This is a genomic window from Streptomyces sp. NPDC057694 (assembly GCF_042799415.1).
Lineage (GTDB): Bacteria > Actinomycetota > Actinomycetes > Streptomycetales > Streptomycetaceae > Streptomyces.
Genome location: NZ_JBHVIX010000001.1, coordinates 803,355 through 830,290 on the forward strand (window position 1 = coordinate 803,355; position 26,936 = coordinate 830,290).

Here is a 26,936-nt window from a genome sequence, read left to right on the forward strand (position 1 = left end):
GATATCTGTGCATTCCGACCGCGACATCGTCGAGCGGCGCCTGCGGCGCGTACTCGACGAACGCATCCGGCCCGCCGTCCACGCCGTGTCCGTCCCGCTCGACGTCGGGATCTGGCAGGTGCCGGGCGAGCCCGTTCCGGTGGCCGAGGGTCTGGCCGCCGACTACCGGCCCACCGCGGCGGGCGCGCACTGGGGTCCCGCCTGGACCACGAGCTGGTTCCGGCTCAGCGGCCGCGTCCCCGAGGAGTGGGCGGGCCGCCGGGTCGAGGCCGTCGTCGATCTCGGCTTCGACCCCTCCGAGCCGGGCTTCTCCGCGGAGGGCCTGGTGTACCGGCCCGACGGCACGGCGGTGAAGGCGCTCAATCCACGCAACGCGTGGCTGCCGGTCGCCGAACAGGCGGCAGGTGGCGAGGAGTTCACCTGTTACGTCGAGGCCGCGGCGAACCCGGTCGTGATGCACTCCGGACCCGCGGACCACAGCTTCGCGATCACTCCGCTGGGCGGTCGCGCGCCGTGGCTGGACGCGCCGGGCGCACCGGGCGGCGAGCCGATCTACCGGCTGCGGCGGCTCGACCTCGCCCTGTTCGACGCGGACGTCTACGAGCTGGTCCACGACATGGAGGTGCTCGACCAGCTCATGCGCGAGCTGCCCGAGCAGTCGTCGCGCCGCTGGCAGATCCTGCGGTCGCTGTCGAGCGCCCTGGACGCCGTGGACCTCCAGGACATCAGCGGGACCGCCGTCGCGGCCCGCGAGATCCTCGCTCCCGTCCTGGCCTCCCCCGCCGCCGCCGGCGAGCACCGGATCTCCGCGATCGGCCACGCCCACATCGACACGGCGTGGCTGTGGCCGCTGCGCGAGACGGTGCGCAAGGTGGCCCGTACGGTCTCCAACGTCACGCAACTCATGGACGAGCACCCCGAGTTCCGCTTCGTGATGTCCCAGGCGCAGCAGCTGGCCTGGCTCAAGGAGCACCGCCCCGAGGTGTACGAGCGCGCCCAGGAGAAGGCGAAGACCGGACAGTTCGTGCCCACGGGCAGCCTGTGGGTGGAGCCGGACACCAACATCACCGGCGGGGAGGCGCTGGCCCGCCAGTTCATCCACGGCAAGCGGTTCTATCTCGAAGAGTTCGGTGTCGAGACCGAGGACATGTGGCTGCCGGACACGTTCGGCTACAACGCGGCGATGCCGCAGCTGATGAAGCTGGCGGGGGTGCGCTGGTTCCTGACGCAGAAGATCTCGTGGAACACCACGAACAAGTTCCCCCACCACACGTTCTGGTGGGAGGGCATCGACGGCACCCGGATCTTCAGTCACTTCCCGCCGGTCGACACGTACAACAGCGATCTGTCCGGCGCCGAGGTCGCGCACAGCGTCCGCAACTTCCAGGACAAGGGTGCGGCGAACCGCTCGCTTGCCCCGTTCGGCTACGGCGACGGCGGTGGCGGCCCCACCCGCGAGATGCTGGCGCGCGCGGAGCGCATGGCCGATCTGGAGGGTTCGGCGCGCGTCTCGATCGAGAAGCCCGGCGACTTCTTCGCCAAGGCGCTGGAGGAGTACCCGGACGCGCCGGTGTGGGTGGGCGAGCTGTACCTGGAGTTCCACCGCGGCACGCTCACCAGTCAGATCGCGACGAAGCAGGGCAACCGGCGCAGCGAACACCTGCTGCGCGAGGCGGAGTTGTGGGCGGCGACGGCCGCGCTGCGCACGGGCGCGGAGTATCCGTACGAGGCGCTGGACCGGCTGTGGAAGACGGTGCTGCTGCACCAGTTCCACGACATCCTGCCGGGTACGTCGATCGCCTGGGTGCACCGGGAGGCCGAGGAGACGTATCGTCAGGTCGCCTCCGAGCTGGGTGAGTTGATCGCCTCGGCGCAGACGGCGCTGGCCGGTCCGGCCGGTGCCGACGGCTCGGAGGTCGTCTTCAACGCGGCACCGCACCCCCGGGGTGGCGCCGCGGCCCTGGGCGGCGCCGTGCGCACCCGGCGTGAGCCGGCCACGGTCGCCCCGGTGGCGGACGGCGGCCGCCACGTCCTCGACAACGGGCTGGTCCGGATCGTCGTCGACGAGCGGGGCCTGGTGACGTCGGCGTACGACATCGACGCGGGCCGCGAGGCGCTGCCGCCGGGCGGCGTCGCGAACCTGCTCCAGCTGCACCAGGACTTCCCCAACCAGTGGGACGCCTGGGACGTCGACGCGTTCTACCGCAACACCGTCACCGATCTGACGGACGTGGAGTCGGTGACCGTGGTGGACGGCGCGGTGAAGGTCGTACGTGCCTTCGGCGCGTCCCGTGTCGAGCAGACGCTGTCCCTCGCGCCGGGCGCCCGCCGCCTCGACGTCGAGGCGGTCCTGGACTGGCACGAGACGGAGAAGATGCTGAAGGCGTCGTTCCCGCTGGACGTGCGGGCGGCGCACTCGACGGCGCAGGTCCCGTTCGGGCACGTCGAGCGGCCGACGCACACCAACACCAGTTGGGACGCGGCGAAGTTCGAGGTGTGCGCGCACCGCTTCCTGCACGTCGGGGAGCGCGGCTGGGGGGCGGCCGTGGTCAACGACTCGACGTACGGTCACGACGTGACACGTGCGGTGCGCGAGGACGGCGGGACGACCACCACGCTCCGTCTCTCCCTGGCCCGGGCGCCGCGCTTCCCCGACCCGGACACCGACCAGGGCACGCATCGTCTGCGCTACGCCCTGGTGATCGGCGCGGATGTCGAGGACGCGATCCGCGAGGGGTACCACCTGAACCTGCCGGAGCGCACGGTGCCGGGTTCCGCCGAGGTGGCGCCGCTGGTGTCCGTCGACAGTCCGGCGGTCGTGGTCGAGACGGTCAAGCTGGCCGACGACCGCACGGGCGACGTGGTGGTCCGCCTCTACGAGGCCCACGGCGGCCGCGCGACAGCGCTGCTCACGCCCGGCTTCCGGATCACGTCGGCCACCGCGACCGACCTCCTGGAGCGGCCCCGCGCGGCCGACGAACCGGCCTGCGAGGTCACGGACGACGGGGTGCGGCTGCGGCTGCGTCCGTTCCAGATCCTGACGGTACGGCTGACTCCCGAGCGGGGCTGAGACGGGCGTGGGGGGGGGGGGGGGGGGGGGGCGGGGGGGCGCCCCCCCCGCCCTCTTTTTCCCCCCCCCCCCCCGGGGTCGGGGTCGGGGTCAGCTCCCGTCGGCCTCGATCGCGGCGGGCCGCAGCTGCGCCGCGCGGACGCGGGACACGTCGAGCTTCTCGGAGCGGTCGAAGCGGTAGATGCCGTTCTGCTCCTGGAACACGTCGGTGAGCTGCGTGTAGCAGTAGCCGAACATGTCGGGATCGTCGAGGAGTACGCCGGTCAGGCCGGCGAAGCGGTGCTGGAACTGCTCCTCGTCGCGCGGGCGTTGGCCGTAGCCCCACGACACGTCACGGTCCTCGCCCGCGGCCTCCGCCTCGTCGGGGTTCCACCAGATGCCGCCGAACTCGCTGCAGAAGTAGGGCTGTCCGCGATAGGGGACGGACCAGGTGGCGTCCGGGGCCTCGTCCTGCGGGTTGACGAAGGGCTTGTCCTCGGCGAGGCCGCTCATCAGCTTCGCGAAGATCTCCGGGTTCTGTTCGTAGCAGTGCGAGTCGTAGATGTCCGTCTCGGGGACGCGGTGCGCGTAGCCGGAGGCGTCGAGGACCGGGCGGGTGGTGTCGGCGGCCTTGGTGGCGAGGAACATCGCGCGGGTGACGTCGTCGAGGACGCTCTGCCGGTCGGAGAGGCGCTGGCGGGTCTCGTTGAGGGGGCACCAGCCGATGATCGACGGGTGGTTGTAGTCACGCTCGACGGCCTCCAGCCACTGCGCGACGAAGCCGCTGGTGGGCTGCTGGTTGTCGGTGCTCACGGGGCCCGTGCCCGCGCCCCAGTCGCCGAACTCGCCCCACACCAGGTAGCCGAGGCGGTCGGCGTGGTGCAGGAAGCGCTCCTCGAAGACCTTCTGGTGCAGCCGGGCGCCGTTGAAGCCGGCGGCGAGGGAGAGTTCGATGTCGCGGACGAGGGCCGCGTCGTCGGGCGCCGTCATCAGTCCGTCCGGGTACCAGCCCTGGTCCAGGACGAGGCGCTGGAAGACCGGCTCGCCGTTGAGCAGCACCCGCTTGCCGTCGACGGTGACCGAGCGGAGGCCCGCCGTGCACACCGCCGAGTCGACCACCGTGCCGGAGGCGTCCACGACGTCGAGGTGGATCTCGTACAGGTGCGGGTCCTCGGGCGACCAGCTCCTGCCCCGCTCGGCCGGGACGGGCAGCACCAGGCGCGGTGCGAGGTCGAGATGGGCGGGGACCGAGGTCTCGGTCACGGTGCCCTGCGCGTCGGTGAGGCGGGCGCGGACGCGGTGGCCGGTGCGGCTGCCGGACAGCGGGAGTTCGAGGTGGAAGCAGCCCGCGGCCAGGTCGGGGGTGATGCGGGGGCGACCGAGGTGGGTGTCGGCGACCGGCTCCAGCCACACCGTCTGCCAGATGCCCGTCGTCCGGGTGTACAGGCAGCTGTAGTTGGCGTAGCGGTCCGACTGCTTGCCGCGCGCCTGCGGACCCGTGGCGTCGTCCCGGGCCCGGACGACGATCGTGGCCTCGTCGCCGGGGCGCACCACCTCGCCCAAGTCGGCGCTGAAGGAGGTGAACCCGCCGCTGTGCCGGGCCACTTCGGTGCCGTTGACCCACACCGTCGCGTCGTGGTCCACGGCGCCGAAGTGGAGCACGGGCCTGCGTCCGGCCCATGCGGCGGGCACGCGTACGGTGCGCCGGTACCAGACCGCGGCGAGGAAGTCCGTGTCGCCGATGCCGGAGAGCTCCGACTCGGGGCAGAACGGGACCGTGATCCGCTCGGGCAACTCCGCCTCGACCAGGCCCCGTTCGAGGCCGCTGTCGCCGGGGTCGCGGGCGAACTGCCACGAACCGTTGAGGTTGAGCCAGTCCGCGCGGACGAATCCGGGGCGCGGGTACTCGGGGCGGGGAAGGTCCTGCGGGCTCGACTGCACCATGCGCTCTCCTGAGTCGTCGCGACAACTGCGGCCACGCCGGCCGCATGCCCTCGGCGACCATCTCAGCATCGATTTACACCGCTGTAAATGCGCAAGGGAGAAGCGCCTGGTGCCCGCTCCGCGGCATCCCTCAGGCGGTCGGCTGTGGCGCGCTCTCCCGGACGACGAGCGAGTGCGCGACGATCTCGTGCCGGCCGAGGCCGTCGAACCCCTCGATGCGCTCGATCAGCAAGTCCAGCGCACGCCGTGCGAGTTCGGCCTCGTCGGCCCGTACGCAGGTCAGGCCCGGGCGCACCGCGGAGGCAAGGGTGCTGTCGTCCCAGCCCGTGACGGCGACGTCCTGCGGCACCCGCAGGCCCCGGTCCGCGAGGGCGCGCAGCGCGCCCAGCGCGGCCAGGTCGTCGCGGCAGAAGACGGCGTCCGGCGCCATGCCGTCGTCGAGCGCGGCGCCGAGCGCTTCCGCGGCGGCCTGCGCGTTCGCCACCTCTCCGGAGACGATCAGGCCCCTGTCGACCGGGATTCCGCAGCTCTCCAGGCCCTGCTGGTAGCCGATCAGGCGCTGCCGTGACGTCTCGCTCGGCGTCGACCACTCGGCGCACAGGTAGGCGATGCGGCGGCGGCCCAGGGCGGCCAGATGCTCCACGACCTGCACCGCCGCGGCGATGTTGTCGATCCGTACATGGTCGACGCCGAGGGGTGCGGCGCTCTCCCCCAGGAGCACGACCGGAACCCCTCTGCGGTGCTGGGCGATCTCCGTGGAGCTCAGCCAGGCGGGCTGCATGAGCACGCCGTCGACGACACCCGCCTCCTGAGCGGACAGCAGGGCCCGCTCGACGTCGGGCGCACCGCCCGACTCCTCCAGGAGCAGCCGGTAGCCGCGCTCCGCGGCCGCCCGCGACAGGACGTGGGCGAGCTCGGCGAAGTAGGGGATCCGCAGGTCGGGGAAGGCGAGCGCGATCATGCCGGTGCGGCCGGTCGCGAGGTTGCGGCCGCGCAGGTTGGGGCGGTATCCCAGCTCGTCGATGGCCTGCTGGACACGGGTGCGCGTGCTGTCGCGCACGTGCACATAGCCGTTGACGACGTTCGAGACCGTCTTCGTCGAGACGCCTGCGTATCGGGCGACGTCGCTCAGGCGGACGTTGGGCACTTCGCCTCCTGGTGGGTGACTCGGGGGCCGCGCCCGTCAGGACGCTCCGCCGACTGCGGGCCGACCCTACCTCCCGCGCCGGAGGTCCGGTCCGGGGCAGTGGAAGGGCCGCCGAAGTGGTTGACACTGAAATTTACAGCGCTGTAAGTTCGCCGCGCTCTGCTCGTAACTGGATCACGCACTCCCCTGGGGACGCGTGACACGAACCTCAGGAGGCGACGAGGTGACGATCGGATCGGAGCGGGCCGTGGTCCGCAGTGCCCGTGGTCCGAGCCGGCGCGGCCTCGTCGCGGCGGCCGGGGCCGGCGCCGCGCTCGGTGCGCTGGGACTCAGCGGCTGCGGCGGCGAAGCGGCCGGGAAGTCGAGCTCGACCATGCGCTTCTATCTGCAGAAACAGGAGGTCATCGGCTACTTCGACAAGGTGCTGCGGACGTTCGAGCGGCGCCGACCGGGCATCCGGGTGGTGCACGACACGACGAACGTCATCGCCCCGCAGTTCGTCCGTGCCGAGCCCGCTGACGTGGGCTGCTTCAACAACAACCTCGAACTGGCCCGGTACATCGAACGCGGCGTCCTGTCGGACGTGTCGGACCGGCCCGCGGCCCGCCGCATCACCACCAGCGTGGCCCGGCTCGCCGAGCAGTACGCGACCTACCCGGGACGCACCAGCGTCCTGCCGTACTCCCTGGCCGCTGCCGGGGTCATCTACAACAAGCGGATCTTCGCCAAGTACCGGCTTCCGGTGCCGACGACCTGGTCCGAGTTCCTGGACGTCTGCAAGGAGTTGCGGGCCGCGAAGGTCGTCCCGATCTACGCGACCGGCAAGGAGACCTGGACGATCTGGCAGGGGCTCTTCGACTACTGCGCCGGCGGCCTCGTCGACACCGCGTCGTTCTTCCGCCGGATGGCCGAGCAGGGCACCGACGTCGGCCGGAACTCGCCCGTCTCGTTCCAGCAGGACTTCGCCGAGGCGATGGACCGGGCCCGCACGCTCACCAAGTTCTACAACCGGGACGCCGCCACCCGCTCCTACCCGGACGGCAACCTCGCCTTCGGCAAGGGGCAGGCGGCCATGTATCTGCAGGGTCCCTGGGCGCTGACCCAGATCGCGGCCGTCGATCCGCGTCTGGACATCGGCACGTTCCCGCTGCCCGTCACGGAGCGGGCCGCCGACCGCAAGGCGCGCGTCAACATCGACCTGTCCCTGTGGATCCCGACCGACGCCGACCACCCGGACCAGGCTGCGGAGTTGGTCGACTTCCTGATGCAGCCGAAGATCATCGACGCGTACAACCGGGACAACCTCGCGTACGGCGTCACCAAGGACGCCCCGGCGGCGAAGGACCCCCGCCTTTCCGGCCTCCAGCCCTATGTCGACTCGGCCGCCTTCTACCTCGGGGCGGGCACCTTCGTCCCGCCGTCGATCCCGCTCGGCAACTACCTGCAGAGCGCGATCGCCACCGGCGACTTCGACGCGATGCTCCGGCAACTCGACGCCGACTGGCGGCGGATCGCGATCCGTACCTCGGCGTAGGCCCACTCACCCGCGCGCACCGCATCGAGGAGACCTCATGGCTGTGCCTCCCCCTGTCCCACCGGCCGCGTCCGCGGCGCCGTCCGCCGCGCGGCGCCGCCGTGTCGAACCCCTCTACTACTGGTTCCTGCTGCCCACGCTGGTGCTGTTCACCGGTCTGGTCCTGGTGCCCGCCGTCGTCGGCGTCTTCTACAGCTTCACCGACTACGTCGGCTTCGGTTCATGGAAGTTCACCGGCCTGACGAACTACGTGGCGCTCTTCTCCGACCCGTCCATCTGGGACTCGTACAAGTTCACCCTCGGGTTCGCGCTGGTGACCGTGGTCCTCGCGCAGGCCGTCGCACTGGGCCTCGCCCTCGGTCTGACCAGCCGTATCCGGTTCCTGACGACGCTGCGGAGCATCTTCGTCATCCCGATGGTGGTCTCCGGGATCGTCGTCGCGTACGTCTTCAACTACCTCTTCTCCAACTCACTGCCCTCACTGGCCTCTTCGGTCGGGTTCGGACCGCTGGAGGAGAGCATCCTGGGCAATCCCGACCTCGCGTGGATCGCCATCGTGATCGTCTCCGCGTGGCAGACGATCCCGGGCGCCCTGCTCATCTACATCGCCGGTCTGCTGTCGATCCCCGGCGAACTGTACGAGGCGGCCTCCATCGACGGGGCCTCTGCCTGGCGCCGGTTCCGGTCCATCACGCTGCCGCTGGTCTCCGGATACCTCGTCATCAACACGATCCTCGGCGTCAAGGGCTATCTGAACGCCTACGACATCATCGTGGGCCTCACGGACGGCGGGCCCGGCACGGCGACGTACAGCGTCGCCAAAACGATCTTCCTCGGCTACACGGGCGGCGACTACGCCTACCAGATGGCCAACGCCACCGTCTTCTTCGTCCTCACCGTCGCCGTCTCCCTGCTGCAACTCCTGGCCACCCGAGGAAGGGGGCTCCGGCTGTCATGACCACCACTCTCCCGCCGTCCGAGCGCACCCGGAGCGCCCCGCCGCGCCGGCCACCGACCACCCGCCGTCGCCGGAACGGCGACGCGCCCAACCGGCCGGTCACCGCGCTGCTCGTGGTCGCCTCACTCGCGGTCCTCGTCCCGCTGTACGTCACCGTCGCGATGGCCCTGAAGTCCTCCTCGCAGGCGGCCGACGGCAATGCCTTCTCACTGCCGTGGCCGATCGACCTGAGCAGCTTCGCCGACGCCTGGCGCATCACGGACTTCCCCGTCTCGTTCACGATCTCCGTGGCGGTGGCCGCGGCGTCGGTCCTCGGCACGCTGGCGCTCAGCTCGCTCGCCGCGTACGCCATCGCCCGCAACTGGGACCGGCGTGTCTTCCGCTGGTCGTTCTTCTATCTGCTGGGCGCGATGTTCCTGCCGTTCCCGGTGGTGGCGCTGCCGCAGATCAAGATGACCGCGCTGCTGAGCATCGACAGTCCGGTGGGCGTCGCCCTGCTGCACATCGTCTTCCAGCTGTCGTTCAGCGTGCTGCTCTACACCGCGTACCTGCGCTCGATACCGATGGAGCTGGAGGAGAGCGCGCGCATGGACGGGGCCTCCACCTGGCAGATCTTCCGGCGCATCATCGTGCCGCTGCTCGGCCCGATGAACGCGACCGTCGGCATCTTCGCGTTCCTCGCCTCGTGGAACGACTTCATGCTGCCCTCGCTGATCACCTCGGATCCGGGGCAGCAGACCCTGCCGGTCCTCCAGAGCATCTTCCAGAGCAAGTTCGACACCAACTACAACATCGCCTTCGCCTCGTACCTGATGGCGATGGCACCGACCGTACTCGTCTACCTGTTCTCCCAGCGCTGGGTGATCAGCGGTGTGACCCAAGGGGCAGTCAAGCAATGACACAGGCACCACTCAGCAGGATCCCGGCCCGCCCCCGCGCCCGGGACGCGTCGGTCCTGCGCGGCGACCACTGGCGGGTCACCGTGCTCACCGAGGGGCTGCTGCGCCTCGAATGGTCCGAGGACGGCGACTTCGAGGACCGCGCGTCGAGTTTCGCGCTCCACCGCGAGCACCCCACACCCCGGTTCACCGTCCGGGAGAGCGACGACGTGCTGGAGGTGTCCACCGACCGGCTCCATCTCCTGTACGACCGGAGCGAGTTCAGTGCGAGCGGGCTCGTCGTGACGGTGCCGGCCGGCGGGCGCTGGCGGTTCGGCGAGCGGCGCTCCGACAACCTGGGCGGCACGGCCCGCACCCTCGACGACGCGGACGGCCGCATCCCCCTGGAGGACGGTGTCGCCGCCCGCGACGGGATCGCCGTCGTCGACGACTCGGCGTCCTTCCTCTTCGACGACGAGGGATGGGTCGCTCCGCGCACGCCCGGCCGTCGCGACCTGTACGTGTTCGCCTACGGCCGCGACTACGGAGACGCGGTCGGGGCGCTGTACTCGCTGTCCGGACCTCCGCCGGTGCTGCCGCGCTGGACGCTGGGCAACTGGTGGAGCCGCTATCACGCGTACACCACCGACACGTACCTGGAGCTGTTCGACCGGTTCGACGCGGAGAAGCTGCCGTTCTCCGTGGCCGTGATCGACATGGACTGGCACCGCGTCGACTCGGTGCCGCCCCGCTACGGGACCGGCTGGACGGGCTACTCGTGGGAGCGCCGCCTCATCCCCGACCCGGAGGCGTTCCTGGCGGAGCTGCACCGCCGGGGCCTGCGCACCACCCTGAACCTGCATCCGGCCGACGGGGTCCGCCCGTTCGAGGACGCCTATCCGGAGGTGGCGCGCGCGGTCGGGGTCGACCCGGCGTCGGACGCGACCATCCCGTTCGACCTCACCGACCGGGCGTTCCTCGACGCGTACTTCCGTCTCCTGCACCATCCGCTGGAGGACCAGGGCGTCGACTTCTGGTGGATCGACTGGCAGCAGGGCAGCACGTCCCGGATCCCGGGCGTGGATCCGCTCTGGCTCCTGAACCACTTCCACTTCCTCGACTCCGGGCGCGAGGGCCGCCGCCCGATGGCCTTCTCCCGGTACGCCGGTCCCGGCAGCCAGCGTTACGGCGTCGGCTTCTCCGGCGACTCGGTCGTCTCCTGGGCGTCCCTGGCCTTCCAGCCCGAGTTCACCGCGTCGGCGGCCAACATCGGCTACAGCTGGTGGAGTCACGACATCGGCGGCCACACGCGAGGCGTCCGCGACGACGAACTGGCCACCCGTTGGCTCCAGTTGGGGGTGTTCTCCCCCGTTCTGCGGCTGCACTCGGCGAGCAATCCGTTCATCCGCAAGGAGCCGTGGCAGTTCCCGCCGGAGCCCCGGCAGGCGATGGGCGAGGCCCTGCGGTTCCGGCACCGGCTCGTGCCCTATCTGCACACCATGAATCACGCCGCGGCCGCGGGGACGCCCCTGGTGCGCCCGATGTATCACGGGTCGCCCGAGCGGGACGAGGCGTACCAGGTGCCCAACCAGTTCGCGTTCGGCAGCGAGCTGCTGGTCTCCCCCGTCACCACTCCGCGCGATCCGGTCACCCTGCTCGCCGCCACCCCGGCCTGGCTGCCGCCCGGCACCTGGACCGACATCTTCACCGGCACCGTGTACGACGGCGACCGGCACATCGAGCTGCACCGCGGCCTCGGCGAGGTGCCTGCCCTGCTGCGCGGCGGCGGCATCCTCCCGCTCGCCGGGCCCGACGACCTGGACGCGACCCGCAACCCCGCACACCTCGAACTGCTCATCGCGCCCTCGGAGAGCGGGACGTTCACCCTGATCGAGGACGACGGGCAGGGCGACGGCACGAACCTGCGCACGGTCACGACGTCCCTGGAATGGGACGCCGTCTCCGGTGTCCTGCGCATCGGCCCGGCCGAGGGACCCGAGGGCATCGTTCCCGCGACCCGCACCTGGACGGCCACTTTCCTGGCGGGTCTGCCCACGGGACCGGTCCTGGTCGACGGCGCACCGGGGACGGTCACCGGTGAATCCGGCCGGTTCAGCGTCACGGTCGAGGCCGGCGCCGCCTCCGGTGCGCGGGTCGAGCTGACGCCCGGCCCGCACCCGGACCGCACGGTCGACGCCGTACGGCGGATCCTCGGCGCGGCCCAGTTCGACAACCCCACCAAGCTGGAGATGTGGCGGATCGTGACCTCGGCCGGGCCGCTGACGTCGAGGATCTCGGCGCTGCACGCACTGCGCGTACCGCCGGAGCTGCTGGGCGCGGTGGTGGAGCAGCTGACGGCCCGGCAGGACTAGGGCGTGTCCGACCGCACGTACGCCGCCCAGTCCACGATCTGCACGGCCGCTCCGGCGGCCTCCTCGCCCCGGCAGTGTGCGTGGTGCCTGCGGGCGATCCCGTCGAGGTCGAGGTGCCGGCCGAACGCGGGGTGGGCCGTCAGGCGCCGTGCGTACGCCCACAGCCGGGGGTGGTCGGTGATGCGGTGCACGGCGGCGGCGTCCAGGTGGTGGCGGTGCACCGTGTCCAGCTGCACCAGGGTGACCCACAACTGGACGTCGGCGAGCGTGACGTCGTCGCCGACCAGATACCGCTGGGCTTCGAGCCGCGCTTCCAGCTCGTCCAGGGCGTCGGCGAGCGCGGTCAGGGCGGTGGCACGTGCCACCGGGTCGGTGCCGGGCTCACCGGCGCACTGGGCGGCCGCGGTGATGTCCTGCTCGCAGAGCCGGCCGACGGCTTCGATCTCCTGCTCGGCGCCCCGCGGGTGGAGGTCGGGGCCCTGGTCGCCGAACCGGCGGGCGAGGTCCCGCAGGATGTCGGGGGTGTGCGTGCTGACGATCGTGCCGGTCCAGCTGTCACTGAGGACCGGCGCAAGGGTCGGCCCGCGGTGCTGGTGCGCGCTCGCCTCGTAGAGCGGGCGCAGCGCGAGGTGGCCGCCGCCGGGGGCGTCGGGCACGGCGGACAGCAGGGTCACCGGGAGGGTGTCGTCGAGTTCGAGGAGGCTGTGGGTGACGGCGATCTGCAGACAGTTCGGACAGGACGGCGAGAGGTGGAGCCGGTAGCGGCGCGGTACGGCGTAGTAGCCGCTGCGCGCGTCACAGCCGATCCTGCTCCGGAAGGACGGCGCGGCGGTCGAGGACGATGAGGCGGGCATACGTCTCCCTCAGAGTGCTGGGTCACAGGCATACGACGGCGACGGCGCGGCCGGACACGGCAGTTGGTGCGTGCGGGTCAGGCGTGCGCGGGGGCGGGACCTCCGGGGTGCGGCGGCCTAGGCCCTGTCTTCAAACTCCCCTCTGCCGCGCGACGCCCGGCACGCACTCTCGCCGCACCGGGGGCAAGGCCGAGTACATCCAGTACGAGGCCTTGCCCCCGGCGCACCGAGAGCACGCACCAGACGCCGCGCGGCCGCCCTCCGGGCGACGAGGGGAGTTTGAAGACAGGGCCTAGCCGCACTGCAGACTCGTGCGAGGTCGATGTGACGGCGGGACGTCAGCAGGGGCAGCTGCCGGACGGCGACGCGGACAGCGTCGGCACCGAGATCCGTCGCCGGTCGACCCATGCTTCCCTACCAATTCACTAGGATTCCCGTAGTGGAGTCTCGGTCCGCGATCGACCTGCGTCAAGGGGCCCGCGTCCAGCTCGCCCTGTCGTCTCACCACGTGAGAAGGGGTGCGGGCCCGCCGTGGCGCGTCGTGCGCCACGACGGGCCCGCTCCTCACCTGCGGCGCCACTCCTCAGCGAGCAGTTCGTACGACCGCACCCGGGCCGCGTGGTCGTGGGTGACGGTCGTGATCAGCAGTTCGTCGGCGCCGGTGGCTTCCTGAAGCTGCGCCAGCCCGTCGGCCACCCGGCCCGGCGAGCCGACGAACCGCGTGTCGACCCGGTCCCTCACCAGGTCGCTGTCCTCGTCGGTCCACTCCAGGGACCGGGCCTCCTCCGGTGTCGGGTAGGCGATGGCTCCCTCGGCGGTACGGATGCTGCGGACCCAGGCCGCGTAGCCGCCGGCGAGTTCGCGGGCCGTCGCGTCGTCCTGCGCCACGACCACGTCGGCCGACACGCTCACGTACGGCTTGTCGAGGACGTCGGAGGGCTGGAAGAAGGACCGGTAGCCGTCCACGGCCTCCAGCACCGTGCCGGGGCTGACGTGGTAGTTCGCGGCGAACCGCAGTCCGCGCGCGCCCGCCGCCTCGGCGCTCCGGCCGCCGCTGCTGCCCAGGATCCACACCTGAAGGTCGGCGCCCTCCCCCGGCACCACGTGCGCCTCGACGCCGTCCGGGGACCGGTAGGTGCCGGCCAGCAGCGCGAGGATGTCGTCGAGCTGCTCCGCGTAGTCCTGGCCTTGGGAGCCGGGCAGCAGGAGCAGCTTGCGCTGGAGGGCGATCCGCGGGGAGCCGAGAAGGCGTTCGAAGGAGAACGCGGGCGGGATCAGGAGCCCGTTCGGGGCCCGGCCGTCGACCACCGGAGTGACGGTCGCGGGCGCCGCGGCCGGCCCGCCCGGCGGACGGCCGCCCGAGCGGCCGAGCCCCAGGTCGAGACGGCCCGGGTGCAAAGCGTCGAGCAGACCGAACTCCTCGACCGTGCTCAGCGCGGTGCGATGGCCGAGCTGCACCGCGCCGGAGCCGAGCCGGATCGTGGAGGTGTGCGCCGCGGTCAGCGCGAGGACGACGGCCGGGGAGGTGCCCGCGACGCCGGGGTTGAGGTGGTGCTCGGCGAACCAGTACCGGGCGTACCCGAAGCGCTCGGCCCGCTGCGCCAGGTCGATGGAGTTGCGCAGGGCGTCGGCGGCGGTCGACCCGGACGTTATCGGTACGAGGTCGAGCACGCCCAGGGGGATGTCAGACACGGGCGGGCTCCTCACCGGAAGCCGCGAGGGGGACGGGCCGTGCGCCGTCGGCGTCGTCCGGGTGGGCGAGGCCGAGGTGGTGGCGCAGGGTCGGGCCCTCGTACTCCGTGCGGAAGACGCCCTGTTCCTGGAGGAGCGGCACGACCTGGTCGGCGAAGTCGTCGAGGCCGGTGGGGGTGATGTGGGGCACGAGGATGAAGCCGTCGCTGGCGTCGGCCTGCACGAACTCGTTGATCGTCCGCGCGATCGTCGCGGCCGAGCCGATGAAGTTCTGCCGGTTGCCGGTCTCGATGACGAGATCGCGGATCGACCAGTTGTGGGCGGCGGCGAGTTCGCGCCACTCGCGGGCGGTGGCCAGCGGGTCGCGGTACATGCGGACCTGGGCCCGCCCCTTGGAGATGTGCTGGTCGCCGACGTCCGGCTCGATGTCGGGGAGCGGTCCGTCCGGGTCGTAGGAGGACAGGTCCCGGTTCCAGACGAATTCCAGGTGCTTGAGCGCGGTGGCGCCGCTGACCTGCTGGCGGCGTACTTCCTTGGCGAGTTCCTCGGCCTCGGCGTCCGTGTCGGCGAGGGTGAAGGTGGCGGCGGGGAGGATCAGCAGCTGGTCGGGGCGGCGCCCGTACTTGGCGAGGCGGCTCTTGACGTCCGCGTAGAAGTCCTGGCCCGCCTCCAGCGTGGCGTACCGGCTGAAGATGGCGTCGGCGTCGGACGCGGCGAACTCGCGGCCCTCCTCGGAGTCGCCCGCCTGGAAGATGACGGGGCGGCCCTGCGGGGAGCGCGGGACGTTGAACCGGCCGTGGATGTCGAAGTGCTGCCCGGTGTGGACGAAGGAGCCGGCCTTGGCGTCGCGCAGGAACGCGCCGGTCTCCTGGTCGGCGAGGATCTCGTCGCCGTGCCAGGAGTCGAGGAGCTCGTGCGTGGTGGCCAGGAACTCCTTGGCACGGGAGTAGCGCTCCTCCTTCGGCAGGAAGCCGCCGCGCCGGAAGTTCTCGCCGGTGAAGGCGTCCCAGGAGGTGACGACGTTCCAGGCGGAGCGGCCGCCGGAGAGGTGGTCCAGGCTGGCGAACTGGCGGGCGACCTCGTAGGGCTCGTTGAAGGTGGAGTTGATGGTGCCGGTGAGACCGAGGTGTTCGGTCACGGCGGCGAGCGCGGCGAGGACGGTGAAGGTGTCGGGGCGGCCGACGACGTCCAGGTCGTAGATCTGCCCGCCCTGTTCCCTGAGCCGGAGTCCTTCGGCGAGGAACAGGAAGTCGAACTTGGCGCGTTCGGCGGTCCGCGCGAAGTGGGCGAAGGAGCTGAACTCGATGTGGCTGCCGGACCTGGGGTCGCTCCACACGGTGGTGTTGTTGACGCCGGGGAAATGGGCGGCCAGGTGGATCTGCTTCAGCGGCTTGTTCATGGTCGGGGATCCCTCCGGCTCAGACGGTGGCGGCGGCGTGCGGGGCGTAGCGGTCGGCGGGCCGGCTCAGGCCCAGCAGGCCGCGCAGGGTGTCGGCCTCGTAGGCGGTGCGGAACGCGCCGCGACGCTGGAGTTCGGGCACGAGCCTGCGGGTGATCTGCGGGAGGTCGTGTCCGGCGACGGCGGGCCGCAGCCGGAAGCCGGTGAGTCCGCCCGCCGCCAACTCCTGGAGCAGATCGGCGAGTTCGGCAGGCGTTCCGGCGAAGATCAGCGCGTCGCTGGTGTACGGCTCGCCCGCGAGCGCGTCGAGGCGTTCCCTGCGGGCCCGCGCCGCGCCCGGCTCGTCGTCGAGGAGGACCACGAGGTCGCCGAAGACGTGCAGGGGTTCGTCGGCGCGCCCCGCCGTCTCCTGCTCGGCGCGGATCCGGGCGACGATCGCGCGGGCCTCGTCGGTGTCGTGCGGGGTGATGTATCCGACGTCGGCGGCGCGGGCCACGAGCCGGTAGGGAACGGTGTCGTGGGCGAGCGCGGTGACGAGCGGCTGCCCCTGGGGCGGCCGGGGTGTGATGGAGGGGCCCTTGACGCTGAAGTGGCGGCCCTCGAAGTCGATGTAGTGCAGCTTGTCGCGGTCGATGAACCGGCCAGTGGCGGCGTCCCGGATCTCGGCGCCGTCCTCCCAGCTGTCCCAGAGCCCGCGCACGACCTCCACGTAGTCGGCGGCCTCGTCGAAGAAGTCGGTCACCGCGTCCTGGGCGTGCGGAAGGTCGTGCAGTTCGATGCGCGGGACGGTACGGCGGCCGAAGTGCTCGGCCTCGTTGGGCCGGGCGGAGACCTGGACGCGCAGTCCGGCGCGGCCGGTGCTGACGTAGTCGAGGGTGGCGATCGCCTTGGAGATGTGGAACGGCTCGGTGTGGGTGGCGATCACCGTCGGTACGAGGCCTATGTGCCGGGTGAGCGGGGCGACCCGGGAGGCGATGAGGACGGCGTCGAGGCGGCCGCGGACCTGGTCGGTGCGGTCGTCGGGGTCAGGGAAGCGGGAGGACTGCGGGCCGAGTCCGTCCTCGATGGTGACGAAGTCGAGCAGGCCCCGCTCGGCCTCCTGGATCAGGTCGGTCCAGTAGGCGGCGGTGAGCAGGTCCCGGGGGCGGGCCACCGGCTCGCGCCAGGAGGCGGGGTGCCAGCCGGTGCCGTCCAGGGCGACGGCGAGGTGCAAGGGAGAAGCGGGTGTTGAGGACACGAGTGGGTGCCTTCCTGGAGGGCCGTGACGAGTGCGCCGCACCCTCGTACGGGGCGGCGGAACGGGATCCCCGCCGGGAGTCCTGGGGCGTGTTCGCAGCTCGGGGCAGGGGCAGGGGGAAGGTCAGGGGCGACAGAGCGCGCCGGCGACACGTCGCAGATCGATGTGCGGCCGGGTGTGGAGGCGGACGACGCGGCGCGGGCGCAGGACCCGGGGGCTCAGGGCCCGCGGGCGCGGGGTGTGCGGGCGTGGCGGGTGCGGTTGTCGCATGTGCCGCGCCTCCGTCCGCCGCGCCGTGGTGCGCGTTCCGTCGTGCGTCACAACGTCTCCGTCGCGCGGTCTGTTCCTGGCGTGCGCAGTTGGAGGATCCGGGTGCGTCGGCGCAGGGTGAAGCCGATCGCCTCGTACAGCCGGATGGCCTGGGTGTTGGTCGCGGAGGCGTGCAGCAGCGGGGTGTCGCCGCGTTCGCGGATGCCGGCGGCGACCGCGCGGACCAGCCGGGTGGCCAGCCCCCTGCCGCGGTGTTCCGGGTCGGTGCAGACGGCGCTGATCTCCGTCCAGCCGGGCGGCTTCAGGCGTTCCCCGGCCATGGCGACGAGCTGTCCCCGGTGCCGGATGCCGAGGTAGGTGCCGAGTTCGACGGTGCGCGGCAGGAACGGGCCCGGGCGGGTGCGGGCGACCAGGTCGAGCATCTCCGGCACGTCGTCGGGGCCGAGCCGCACTGCTTCCGGGGCGGGTTCGGCGCGCAGCGCGGTGTCGACGAGCTGCACACCCCGGCCGCCGCCGACGACCTCCCAGCCGGGCGGCACGCTCTCCACACCCTTGATCCGCACGGTGTTCCCCGGGCCCACGAGTGTGTACAGGTCCGCCCAGACTGCGGGGTCCGCCGGATCGGCGACGGCGCCGTACGCGTAGACGTCGGCCGGATAGCGGGCGGCCCGGCCCACGCGCTGCGCGAGATGGGCGTGCGGGCCGGCGAGTGCGGCCCAGACCGCGTTGTCCAGCGGGTGGGTGCTCGGGTCGGCCGGCGCTGTGGGGATCACCCCACCATGTGTAACAGCCACTTGAGGGGTGAATCATTGCGGCTGCATGAAATCCCGCCGGGCACGTCGCGTGAACGCCGTGTTGCGATACCGGAGTTGCCCTGGGCGGCGCGGTGGAGCGCTTCCTACACTCGCCGCGTGATGATCCCGACGGACGTATCCGAGACGGTGGACACGACGACCGACGAGGCGGCCTACGACCGGCGCCGGCTGCGCCAGTGGCTGGCCGGCCGGGCCCGCGCCGACGGCGTGGACCGCCGCGACCTGCTGCGGATGCTCGCGGCGACGGGCCTGGTGACCGGGCTGCCCACGGCGTTCGCCGCGTCTGCCCGGGCCGCGGCCCCCGCCGCGTCCGCGCCGGGGATCGTCAAGCCGCTCCCCGAGGAGTGGTTCACGGTGCGCGGCACGAACGCGGAGGCGAACTTCGCCGCGCTCGCGGACACCGGACATCACACGCCCGCCTCCCGCTTCTTCGTCCGCAACCACACCTCGACACCTCGACTGGACTCCCACACCTGGTCGTTGAAGGTGTGGGGCGACGGACTCACCGGGGAGGGAAGGGACTTCACCCTCGACGACCTCAAGTCCCTGCCGGCCACGTCGCGCTCCTCCTTCGTCGAGTGCGCGGGCAACGGCCGGAGCTTCTTCACCAGCCAGCAGGGGCAGAGCGTCAGCGGCACGGCCTGGACGCTCGGCGCGATCGGCTCCGCCCGCTGGCGCGGCGCCCGGCTCGCCGACGTGCTGCGCCTCGCGGGCCTGCGGCGCGCCGCGGTCGACGTGCTGCCGCGCGGCCTCGACGCCGACTACGTCACCGCCGACGGCGCGAACCTGGGGCGGGTACGCCGCCCGCTGCCCGTCGCGAAGGCCCTGGACGACGTGCTTCTCGCCTACGAGATGAACGGTGAGCCCCTGCCGGCCGACCACGGCGCTCCCGTGCGGCTGATCGTCCCGTCCTGGATCGGCATCGCGTCGATCAAATGGATCGGCGACATCGAGGTCGCGGCCGAGCCGCTCTTCTCGCCCTGGAACACCGATTTCTACCGCCTGTTCGGCGACGCGTACCCGCCGCAGGGCAGCGATCCGCTGTCCCGCCAGACCCTCAAGTCCGCCTTCGAACTCCCCTGGAACGCCGATCTGGCGGCACACACCGGGCATCGGCTGACCGGCCGTTCGTGGTCCGGCTCGGGCACCGTCGCCCGCGTCGACGTCAGCACGGACGCGGGTCGCACCTGGCGGCGCGCCCGTCTCCACGACACCGCGCGCCGCGCCGACTGGGTGCGCTGGTCCGTGCCCTGGCGCCCCACGGCCACCGGCCCGACGACGCTCCTGGCCAGGGCCACCGACACGACGGGCCGTACGCAGCCGGCGACGACCGCGTACAACACCCAGGGCTATCTGTTCGACGCGGTGGTACGGCACCCGGTCACGGTCACCTGACCACCTGACCACCTGTTTCTGCGAGGATCGGCGCATGGTGGACTCCTCCGCACGGATCAACGCCCTCGTCGTCGACGCCGAAGACCCGGAACGGCTCGCGGCGTTCTGGTCCGAACTCCTCGGCAGACCGGTCGTGGGGCGCGGGGGCCCCTATGTGTGGCTGCGGCGGGACAACGACCTGGCGCTGGGTTTCCAGCGAACCGACGCGCCCACGCCCGGCAAGAACCGGATGCACATCGACATCACCTCCCCCGACCCCGCCGCCGAGGGCCGCCGGGTCGAGGCGCTCGGCGGGCACAGGCTCGACGGGTACGCGGACGGCGGTTTCCTGGTGATGGCGGACCCCGAGGGCAATGAGTTCTGCATCATTCCCGAGGGCCCCTTCGAGATCGACGACGAGGGGCGCACCGACTACCTCGGCTGACGGCGGCTCAGGCGGCCGCCGGGGCGGGGGCGGGCTTCGGCGCCCCCGCGCGCAGGGCGAGTTGGCGTACCAGCTCGCCGTGGATCACCGGGTCCTGCTGTCCGGTGCGGGCCCAGACGATCACCTCCCGGGCCACCGTGCGTACGTCGGTGGCCGTGCGCAGGGACACCTCGTGCAGCGCGTTCCAGCTGTCGGCCGGCGAGATCCGGCCCACGGCGGCGACGACGCCGGTGGCCTGGTCGAGATCGGCGCGCGCGTGGACCGCCGCCTTCAACCGGGCCACGTGCGCTTCCAGCGCGGCGACCTGGGCCGCGGCATGCGCGGCCTCGTCGGTGCCGTACTGCGAGGTGGCGGTGACGTCCAAGGAGTCCTCCAGTGGTGCGTGGTGCTGTGCCTCTCTCCCGCCTGCCCCCGTCCACCCGATGCAACCTGCGACCACGCCGGGACCGGCAGGTGCCACCGTGCGGCCCTCACGATCCGAAGAGTGGAGGACATGCAGACCGTCCTGTGGGGAGAATCCTGCTGTGCTGATCAACCTGCCGAGTGAGACCACACCCTGTGTGGGCCGGGCCGCGGAGCTGGCCGAGGTGCGGGAACTGCTGCGCGAGCCGGGGCTCGTGACCGTGACCGGTGGGGCGGGCATAGGGAAGTCCCGGTTGGCGCTCCGCGGTGTCCGCGGGGGCGACTGGGCCGGTTTCGACGCGGTGTGCTGGGCCGATCTGTGGCCGGTCCAGAACGACGCCCTGCTCCCCGCCTCGATCGCGGAGGCCCTCCACCTCTCGGACCACACCGCACGCACGCTGGTCGAGGCGCTGTGCGACTGGATCGGCAACCGGCGCGTGCTGCTCGTCCTCGACTCCTGTGAGCACCTGGTGACGGCGGCCAGGTCGCTCGTGGCGGACCTTCTGACGGTATGTCCCAAGCTGACGGTGCTGATCACCAGCAGGGAAGCGCTGGGCATGACGAACGAGACGGTGCTCGACATCGGGCCCCTGGACGCCGCGACCGAGGGTGTCGCCCTCTTCGAGGCACGGGCCACGGCGGCGGGCCGCCCCCTGCGCGACACCACGGAACGGCTGCTGGCGGCGCGGCTGAGCACCCACCTGGAAGGGGTGCCGCTCGCCCTCGAACTGGCGGCCGGGCTGCTGCGGCACCGAACGCTCCAGGAGGCGTGCGAGCTGACCGAGGAGCGGCCGGAGGCGCTGGACCGGCAGGAGCAGGGGCCGAACCCGTCGCGGCACGGCGCGTTGCGTACGGCGGTGGGGTGGAGCCACGAGCTGTGCCGCCCGGCGGAGCGCCTGCTGTGGGCACGCCTCGCCGTGTTCCCCGGCTCCTTCGACGCCGACCTCGCGGCGCTGGTGTGTCTCGGCGGGCCGCTGACGGCGGACACCCTGCGCGAGGCGCTGACCGGCCTGGTGCGCAAGTCCGTGGTGGTCCTGCACGACGGCAGGTACCGGATGCTGGATTCGGTGCGCGCCTACGGCCGCATGTGGCTGCGCGAGCTCGGCGAGGAAGCGGCCGTCGCCGCGCGGCACGCCGCCGCGATGCTGGTGACGAGCCGGCAGGCGAAGGACGGGTGGCTGACCGCCGAGCAGCAGCACTGGTACGCCCGGATGCGGGACCTCTACCACGACGTGTGTCTCGCGACCCGCCATCTGATCGACGCGGAGGATGCCTCCGCACTCGAACTCATCGGCAACACGGCCTTCTTCTGGGTCTGTTCGGGCCATCTGCACGAGGTGGCCTACTACGCGGGGCTCGCTCTCGAAGTGGCTCCGCGGGACGATCCGCGGCGGGTCCGGGTCCTGTGGACCCTGGGTCTTGCCCGGATCCTGCAGAGCGACCATGCGGCGGGCCGCATGCACGCGGAGGCGAGCCTGCGGGAGGCCTTCGCCGCGGGGGACACCGAGGGAGTACGGCAGGCCGTCTACCTCGAAGGCCTGGCCGCGCTGCTCGACGGCGAACCGATCACGGCGCTGAGCCGGGCCGACGAGGCGCTGCGGGCGGCGGTCCCGCCGCCGCGTGACGCCGCCCCCGCGGCGGCCTCCGGTGCGGACGCGCCCCGGCCGACGCCCACGTTCGGCCTGATGCTGTGCCGGCTCGTGCGGATCTTCGCCCTCACCGGCGCCGGACGTCTCGACCAGGCGCGTCGGGAGGCCGAGGCGCAGCGCGAGATCTGTGTGGAGCTGCGGGAGTACTGGACGCGCTCGTACCTGGACTACCAGCTCGCCCTGATCGCCCTGATCGAGGAGCGGCACCGGGCCGCGGCCGACCATGCCCGCGACATGCTCGACGCGAAGCAGCGCATCGGTGACCAGTTCGGCATCGCCATGGGGCTCGATCTGCTCGCGACGAGCTGGTGCGCGCAGGAGGATCCCGGCCGGGCGGTCGTCGCGATCGCGGCGAGCGACCGGTTCTGGAGCGCCGTCGGCCTGCTCCGCCGCGGCACCCCCGAGGTGCTCCCGATGTGCGCGCTGACGCGTGCCAGGACCAGGGCGCTCCTGGGCAGTGCGGAGTACGAGGATCAGGTGCGCAGGGCGCAGTCGATGGCCCCGGACTCGCTGCTGCACACGGTGCTGGGGCAGCAGCGGACCCGCTGACCCGGCGGTCGGGCACCCGGGGCGGCCCGCGAAGGGACCGCCCCGGGCGGGTGGTTCAGCGCCCGAGGGCGCGGTCGACGGTCCGTACGAGCTCCCCGTCGGGGGTGTCTCCGTCCAGGGACCAGAACATCGCGCCGCCGAGCCCCTTGGCCTTGACGTAGCGGGACTTCTGCGCGAGCACCTGCGGGTCGTCGTACGTCCACAGGGTCGTGCCGTCGAAGAGCCAGGCGTCGCCGCCGCGCGGATCACGGTGCAGGCGGTACGTGCCCGAGTCCGCCAGCGCCTTCAGCTCCTTGTAGTCCGCGTAGCCGTCGGCCCACTTCGCCGGGGCGGGAGCCGTGGCCGGCTGCCCCATGCCGTCGCCGCCGCCGGTGACGCCGGTCCAGCCCTGCCCGTAGAACGGCATGCCGACGACGAGCTTGCGGGCCGGGGCGCCGCGCCGCAGCCAGGAGTCGACCGTGCCGTCGACGCTGAAGTCATTGCGGGCGTACAGGGCGGACTGCTGGGCCGTCGTCTTCTCGCCGCTGACGTGGAAGTCGTAGCCCTGGAGATTGACGAAGTCGAAGTCCTTCATGATCTTGCGGACCTCGAACCCGGCGTCGATCTTGGCGGGTGCCGTCGGGACGAACGCGGACAGCTCGTAGTTCTTGTGCCGGGTGCGGCCGTAGGCGTCGAGCTGGCGGCGGAACTCCGCGACGAGCGCGGTGAAATTCCGCTTGTCCTCCGGGCGGTACACGGTGTCGGTGTCGCCCTCGGAGCCGGGCCACTCCCAGTCCAGGTCGACGCCGTCGAAGACACCGGCCGCGGCGCCGGCGCCGCCGCGGGCGCCGTCCTGCGGCAGATTGCCCTTGAGGTAGAGGTCGACGCAGGAGGCCACAAGTGCCTTGCGGGCGGCGGGCGTTCGGACCGAGTCCGAGAAGTTCGTGGACCAGGACCAGCCACCGAGCGAGATCATCACCTTGAGGCCGGGGTGGGCGGCCTTCAGCTCCCGCAGCTGGTTGAAGTTGCCCGCGAGGGGCTGGGTGTCGGTGTCGGCGACACCGTCCACCGAGTTCTCGGCGTCCAGCGGGCGCTGGTAGTCGGCCCAGGGGTCGGACTCGCCGGGGACGTTGCCCATGAGGCACTTCCCGTCGGTGCCGATGTTGCCGAACGCGTAGTTGATGTGGGTGAGCCGGGCGGCGGCGCCGCTGCGGTCCAGGTCCTGGACCTGGAAGTCACGCCCGTAGACGCCCCATTGGGTGAAGTAGCCGACGCGGCGCGCGGTGTCGTGGTGGGCGCCGTGGGCGGCCGCGGCCGGCGCGAACGCGCCGAGGAGGGAGAGCGAGGTGACGGCGACGGCCGCGCGGGACAGAAGTCTTCGGCGCAGGCGTGAACGCAGGCGTAGGCGCATGACAGAGCTCATTCCTGTGAGGCGTGGTACACGTGCCGTACGGAACAGTGGACTTACCTGCACGAGAAACTATTGGTCTGGACCATCACGGTCAAGGGTTCGGAAAGCCCGGCCCGCGCCGCGCGCGGCTACCGCAGGTCGAGGGAGTCCGCGGCCGCGACCAGGCGGCGCAGCTCCGGTTCGCTCCAGCCGGTCAGCTCCGACACCCGCAGCCAGTCCTCGGGCGTGGCGTCCTCGGCGCGCAGGGCGGCGGCGGCCTCGGCCTCCAGATCCGTCCGGGCCGCGTCCAGCGCGGCGACAGCGTCCTGGTACCTCAGGAGGGCGAGTTCCATCTTGGCGGCGTCCATCGCCGCATTGTGCACCACGGCGGGCCGCTCGGCCTTCACTCCGGAGGTGGCGTCGGCGCGTTCCCCGGCGTTCCCGGCAGGTTGTCCCCGGCCCCGAGGTGGTCCAGGACCTCGGCGAGTTCGTCGCAGGCACGCTGGATCGAGTGACGCGTGGTGCGCTGTTCGGTGACCAGGGAGGACAGCAGCAGGGCGGTGAGCGCGACGGCGCCGTTGAAGGACCCGAGCTTCGCCATGACCTCGAGGCCGGTCTGCCGGACGAACGCGCCGCCTCCCGTGTTCGCCTCGAAGGTGGCCAGGACCGACGCGAACAGCGCGCAGGACATGCTGCCGATCAGCTCGAACCGCAGCGCGGCCCAGACCAGCAGGGGAAAGACGAGAAAGAGCAGGCTGACCGTGCTGAGGGCGGCCAGGGGGACGAGGACGACGGCGGCGAGGGCCAGGCACAGCGCCTCCTTCCACCGGCGGACCCGGAACCGCTCCTTCGGGCCGAGGAACAGCAGGAGCAGCGGGGTGACGAGCAGGACGCCCATCGTGTCGCCCACCCACCAGGCCAGCCACACGGTCCAGAAGTCCTCGGTGCCCAGCTCTCCCATCAGCACCTGCACGCCGACGCCCGCCGTCGAGCTGATGACCATGGCGCAGAGTCCGGCGACGACCAGGGCCAGTCCGTCTCTCAGGCGGGAGATGTCGGGCCGGAAGCCGACCCGGCGCAGCAGGAGGACGGCGCAGAGCGGCGCGACGGTGTTGCCCGCGACGTTGACGAGGGTGCTGGCCTGCGGGGTGGTGAGGGAGGCGATGACCAGGAGGGAGCCGAGCGCGATGCCGGGCCACACCTGGAGGCCGAAGACCAGCAGGGCGGCGACGGCGACGCCGGTGGGCGGCCAGACGGGGGTGACCACGATGCCCTCGATCCTGAGCCGGCCCAGCAGGCCGAGCCGCCCCGACAGGTAGTAGACGGCGGCGACGGCCAGCGTCGTGAGGGCGGCCCGCACGGGCCGTCGTAACCATCGACTGTCCACCACAAAGCCATGAGACACCGGCGCGGCCTCCTCGGCCACCGGCGCCGCGGCCGATCAGGCGACCGCCGGGTCCGCGGGCCGCCGCCACCGTGCGCCGCCGTCGTAGCCGACCACGAGCACGGCGGCGTCGTCCTCGTGTCCCACCGAGTCGGCGAGTTTCATGACGGCCCGGGCGAGGGCGTCGATGCTCATGCCCGCGACGACGGCGACCTCCGCCAGCCGGGTGGCCTGCCGCAGGCCCTCGTCGAGGCTCAGCGACGGGCCCTCCACCACCCCGTCCGTGAGGAGCACGAAGACGCCGCCCTCGGTGAGCCGGTGCCGTGCGACGGGGAACGCGGCGCCCTGGAGCACACCGAGCGGCGGTCCGCCCTCCCGGTCGTCGATTCCGGAGCGGCCGTCGGCGGTCGCCCAGATGTGCGGGGTGTGCCCGGCCCGCGCGCAGTCCAGGACTCCGGTGCGGGGATCGAGGCGCATGAAGGTGCAGGTGGCGAAGAGGTCGGCGTCGAGGGAGACGAGCAGGTCGTTCGTGCGGGCGAGGAGTTCGCCGGGGTCCGCCGTGACCGAGGCGAGCGCCCGCAGGGCCACGCGGACCTGGCCCATGAAGGCGGCCGCCTTGATGTTGTGGCCCTGCACGTCGCCGATGGACATGCCGATGCTGCCGTCCGCGAGGGTGAAGGCGTCGTACCAGTCGCCGCCGACGTTGAGCCCGTGGGTGGCCGGGGTGTATCCCACGGCGACCTGGATGCCGGGCGGGTGCGGCAGGTCGCTGGGCAGCATGCCGCGCTGCAGCTCCACGGCGAGTTCGACGCGGGAGCGCTGGGTCGCCGCCAGCTCGCGGGCCCGCGCGGTCATCGTCCCGAGCCTGTCGAGCAGCTCCTCGCCGTCGTCGACCGACCTGCTGCGGAACATGGCTCGCTCTCCGGTTGCCTGGTTGGCCCTCCAGAGTGCCCGCAGTCGGCGCGTGCCGCACCCGGGCGCGTCAGGGCATGCGGTGCGGCGGGCCCGGGACGGCTTCGTGCGCCGGCGGGGTGCTGCCCGTCGCCGGGGAGCCGAGGCCGGAGGGCGTGTCGCCCAGCGCCGCGTCCATGGCGTGCAGCCGGCGGTCGTTGAGGCCGCCCGCGTACGCCATCCAGGAGAGGAACACCACGGTCAGGACCGCGAACCCGACGGTCTGGCGGGAGCCCGCCGTGAAAGCGGTGAGGACGGTGATTCCCACGAACATGACCGCGAGGAGGGCGAGCGCGGCCTTGCGGTGGCGGGTGCGGTGCAGGCGCTGGTCGACCAGCTGCCGCATGGCCTGCCGTTCGGCGGGGTCGGCAGGGGCGTCGCCGGTGCGCAGCCGCCGGTCGAGGGAGACCAGGCCGTCCGTGCTGCCGGCGGTCCGCCGCTCCTTGCGCCGGACGACCAGCGCGACGCAGACGGCTCCCACGGAGGTGACGGCGGTGCGGGCCAGGACGTCGGCGAACGAGCCCTGCGGGTAGAGCAGTTGGACGAGCACGGCGCCCGCGAGCACCGCCAGCACGAGCTGTGCCCAGAGATGTCTGGCAAGAAAGACCTGAACGCGTTCCACGGGCTTCTCCTCGGTTCGGCTGCCGGGCCCCGCCCGAGTGCC

The 26,936-nt window shown here is 72.1% G+C and carries 22 protein-coding genes; 8 read left to right on the forward strand and 14 right to left on the reverse strand.

What is annotated here, in order from left to right; genetic code table 11:
* Positions 1-7: 7 nt before the first annotated feature.
* Positions 8-3,070: an alpha-mannosidase gene (locus ACFVDP_RS03775; protein WP_383482659.1), complete on the forward strand. Its 3,063-nt coding sequence runs from the start codon at positions 8-10 to the stop codon at positions 3,068-3,070.
* A gap of 90 nt (positions 3,071-3,160) precedes the next feature.
* On the opposite strand, the gene ACFVDP_RS03780 is transcribed toward ACFVDP_RS03775, so the two are convergent.
* Both ACFVDP_RS03780 and ACFVDP_RS03785 read right to left on the reverse strand, forming a co-directional pair.
* On the reverse strand, positions 3,161-4,993 hold the full coding sequence (locus tag ACFVDP_RS03780; RefSeq protein ID WP_383482662.1) for a glycoside hydrolase family 2 protein: 1,833 nt from the start codon (positions 4,991-4,993) through the stop codon (positions 3,161-3,163).
* A 130-nt stretch (positions 4,994-5,123) separates the two neighbouring features.
* Positions 5,124-6,140, reverse strand: a complete 1,017-nt coding sequence (locus tag ACFVDP_RS03785) for a LacI family DNA-binding transcriptional regulator (protein WP_383482665.1) — start codon at positions 6,138-6,140, stop codon at positions 5,124-5,126.
* 223 nt (positions 6,141-6,363) lie between these two features.
* Here ACFVDP_RS03785 and ACFVDP_RS03790 point away from each other — a divergent pair, with 223 nt between their 5' ends.
* Genes ACFVDP_RS03790 through ACFVDP_RS03805 form a run of 4 tightly spaced genes read left to right on the forward strand, consistent with a single transcriptional unit; the run spans position 6,364 to position 11,882 of the window.
* Complete coding sequence (locus tag ACFVDP_RS03790) at positions 6,364-7,674, forward strand: ABC transporter substrate-binding protein (protein WP_383482668.1); 1,311 nt, start codon at positions 6,364-6,366, stop codon at positions 7,672-7,674.
* Positions 7,675-7,711: 37 nt separating this feature from the next.
* The gene (locus ACFVDP_RS03795; RefSeq protein WP_383482671.1) at positions 7,712-8,632 is read left to right on the forward strand and encodes a carbohydrate ABC transporter permease; all 921 of its coding nucleotides are present in this window, start codon (positions 7,712-7,714) and stop codon (positions 8,630-8,632) included.
* Positions 8,629-9,531 carry a carbohydrate ABC transporter permease gene (locus tag ACFVDP_RS03800; RefSeq protein WP_383482674.1) on the forward strand — a complete coding sequence of 301 codons (903 nt, stop codon included), beginning with the start codon at positions 8,629-8,631 and terminating at the stop codon, positions 9,529-9,531. The genes ACFVDP_RS03795 and ACFVDP_RS03800 overlap by 4 nt, the downstream gene beginning before the upstream one ends.
* The gene (locus ACFVDP_RS03805; protein WP_383482677.1) at positions 9,528-11,882 is read left to right on the forward strand and encodes a TIM-barrel domain-containing protein; all 2,355 of its coding nucleotides are present in this window, start codon (positions 9,528-9,530) and stop codon (positions 11,880-11,882) included. The genes ACFVDP_RS03800 and ACFVDP_RS03805 overlap by 4 nt, the downstream gene beginning before the upstream one ends.
* Here ACFVDP_RS03805 and ACFVDP_RS03810 read toward each other — a convergent pair.
* From ACFVDP_RS03810 to ACFVDP_RS03835, 6 genes are all read right to left on the reverse strand, one after another.
* The gene (locus tag ACFVDP_RS03810; RefSeq protein ID WP_383482679.1) at positions 11,879-12,736 is read right to left on the reverse strand and encodes a glutathione S-transferase C-terminal domain-containing protein; all 858 of its coding nucleotides are present in this window, start codon (positions 12,734-12,736) and stop codon (positions 11,879-11,881) included. The genes ACFVDP_RS03805 and ACFVDP_RS03810 overlap by 4 nt on opposite strands.
* Positions 12,737-13,300: 564 nt before the next feature.
* Positions 13,301-14,428, reverse strand: a complete 1,128-nt coding sequence (locus ACFVDP_RS03815; protein ID WP_383482682.1) for an LLM class flavin-dependent oxidoreductase — start codon at positions 14,426-14,428, stop codon at positions 13,301-13,303.
* A complete protein-coding gene (locus ACFVDP_RS03820) occupies positions 14,421-15,827 on the reverse strand; it encodes an NtaA/DmoA family FMN-dependent monooxygenase (protein ID WP_383482684.1) in 1,407 nt (468 codons plus the stop codon). The genes ACFVDP_RS03815 and ACFVDP_RS03820 overlap by 8 nt, the downstream gene beginning before the upstream one ends.
* A 19-nt stretch (positions 15,828-15,846) precedes the next feature.
* Positions 15,847-17,064, reverse strand: coding sequence for an LLM class flavin-dependent oxidoreductase (locus ACFVDP_RS03825; RefSeq protein ID WP_383482687.1), 1,218 nt, complete (start codon positions 17,062-17,064; stop codon positions 15,847-15,849).
* 123 nt (positions 17,065-17,187) lie between these two features.
* Entirely contained in the window at positions 17,188-17,334 is a 147-nt protein-coding gene (locus tag ACFVDP_RS03830; protein WP_383482689.1) for a putative leader peptide, read from the reverse strand.
* Positions 17,335-17,381: 47 nt separating this feature from the next.
* Positions 17,382-18,107, reverse strand: coding sequence for a GNAT family N-acetyltransferase (locus ACFVDP_RS03835; RefSeq protein ID WP_383482692.1), 726 nt, complete (start codon positions 18,105-18,107; stop codon positions 17,382-17,384).
* 141 nt (positions 18,108-18,248) lie between these two features.
* On the opposite strand from ACFVDP_RS03835, the gene ACFVDP_RS03840 reads away from it, so the two are divergent.
* Both ACFVDP_RS03840 and ACFVDP_RS03845 read left to right on the forward strand, forming a co-directional pair.
* On the forward strand, positions 18,249-19,544 hold the full coding sequence (locus ACFVDP_RS03840; RefSeq protein WP_383484311.1) for a sulfite oxidase: 1,296 nt from the start codon (positions 18,249-18,251) through the stop codon (positions 19,542-19,544).
* A 34-nt stretch (positions 19,545-19,578) separates the two neighbouring features.
* Positions 19,579-19,968, forward strand: coding sequence for a VOC family protein (locus tag ACFVDP_RS03845; RefSeq protein WP_383482695.1), 390 nt, complete (start codon positions 19,579-19,581; stop codon positions 19,966-19,968).
* Positions 19,969-19,975: 7 nt separating this feature from the next.
* On the opposite strand, the gene ACFVDP_RS03850 is transcribed toward ACFVDP_RS03845, so the two are convergent.
* The gene (locus tag ACFVDP_RS03850; RefSeq protein WP_383482697.1) at positions 19,976-20,332 is read right to left on the reverse strand and encodes an ANTAR domain-containing protein; all 357 of its coding nucleotides are present in this window, start codon (positions 20,330-20,332) and stop codon (positions 19,976-19,978) included.
* Positions 20,333-20,492: 160 nt separating this feature from the next.
* Here ACFVDP_RS03850 and ACFVDP_RS03855 point away from each other — a divergent pair, with 160 nt between their 5' ends.
* Entirely contained in the window at positions 20,493-22,568 is a 2,076-nt protein-coding gene (locus ACFVDP_RS03855) for an ATP-binding protein (RefSeq protein ID WP_383482699.1), read from the forward strand.
* A gap of 55 nt (positions 22,569-22,623) precedes the next feature.
* On the opposite strand, the gene ACFVDP_RS03860 is transcribed toward ACFVDP_RS03855, so the two are convergent.
* From ACFVDP_RS03860 to ACFVDP_RS03880, 5 genes are all read right to left on the reverse strand, one after another.
* On the reverse strand, positions 22,624-23,934 hold the full coding sequence (locus ACFVDP_RS03860) for a glycoside hydrolase family 18 protein (RefSeq protein ID WP_383484314.1): 1,311 nt from the start codon (positions 23,932-23,934) through the stop codon (positions 22,624-22,626).
* Positions 23,935-24,086: 152 nt separating this feature from the next.
* Positions 24,087-24,305 (reverse strand): hypothetical protein, encoded by a 219-nt coding sequence (locus ACFVDP_RS03865; RefSeq protein WP_383482702.1) that lies wholly within the window; start codon positions 24,303-24,305, stop codon positions 24,087-24,089.
* Positions 24,306-24,340: 35 nt separating this feature from the next.
* Positions 24,341-25,297 carry an MASE1 domain-containing protein gene (locus tag ACFVDP_RS03870; protein ID WP_383482705.1) on the reverse strand — a complete coding sequence of 319 codons (957 nt, stop codon included), beginning with the start codon at positions 25,295-25,297 and terminating at the stop codon, positions 24,341-24,343.
* An 81-nt stretch (positions 25,298-25,378) separates the two neighbouring features.
* Positions 25,379-26,233, reverse strand: a complete 855-nt coding sequence (locus ACFVDP_RS03875) for a PP2C family protein-serine/threonine phosphatase (RefSeq protein WP_383482707.1) — start codon at positions 26,231-26,233, stop codon at positions 25,379-25,381.
* Positions 26,234-26,303: 70 nt separating this feature from the next.
* The gene (locus tag ACFVDP_RS03880; protein WP_383482710.1) at positions 26,304-26,894 is read right to left on the reverse strand and encodes a hypothetical protein; all 591 of its coding nucleotides are present in this window, start codon (positions 26,892-26,894) and stop codon (positions 26,304-26,306) included.
* Between the last annotated feature and the right edge of the window lie 42 nt (positions 26,895-26,936).

Coding starts and splice junctions, on each gene's coding strand:
- ACFVDP_RS03780 (WP_383482662.1), bottom strand. CDS start 4,993: ATGGTGCAGTCGAGCCCGCAGGACCTTCCCCGCCCCGAGTACCCGCGC.
- ACFVDP_RS03795 (WP_383482671.1), top strand. CDS start 7,712: ATGGCTGTGCCTCCCCCTGTCCCACCGGCCGCGTCCGCGGCGCCGTCC.
- ACFVDP_RS03800 (WP_383482674.1), top strand. CDS start 8,629: ATGACCACCACTCTCCCGCCGTCCGAGCGCACCCGGAGCGCCCCGCCG.
- ACFVDP_RS03805 (WP_383482677.1), top strand. CDS start 9,528: ATGACACAGGCACCACTCAGCAGGATCCCGGCCCGCCCCCGCGCCCGG.
- ACFVDP_RS03810 (WP_383482679.1), bottom strand. CDS start 12,736: ATGCCCGCCTCATCGTCCTCGACCGCCGCGCCGTCCTTCCGGAGCAGG.
- ACFVDP_RS03820 (WP_383482684.1), bottom strand. CDS start 15,827: ATGAACAAGCCGCTGAAGCAGATCCACCTGGCCGCCCATTTCCCCGGC.
- ACFVDP_RS03830 (WP_383482689.1), bottom strand. CDS start 17,334: ATGCGACAACCGCACCCGCCACGCCCGCACACCCCGCGCCCGCGGGCC.
- ACFVDP_RS03840 (WP_383484311.1), top strand. CDS start 18,249: ATGATCCCGACGGACGTATCCGAGACGGTGGACACGACGACCGACGAG.
- ACFVDP_RS03845 (WP_383482695.1), top strand. CDS start 19,579: ATGGTGGACTCCTCCGCACGGATCAACGCCCTCGTCGTCGACGCCGAA.
- ACFVDP_RS03865 (WP_383482702.1), bottom strand. CDS start 24,305: ATGGACGCCGCCAAGATGGAACTCGCCCTCCTGAGGTACCAGGACGCT.
- ACFVDP_RS03875 (WP_383482707.1), bottom strand. CDS start 26,233: ATGTTCCGCAGCAGGTCGGTCGACGACGGCGAGGAGCTGCTCGACAGG.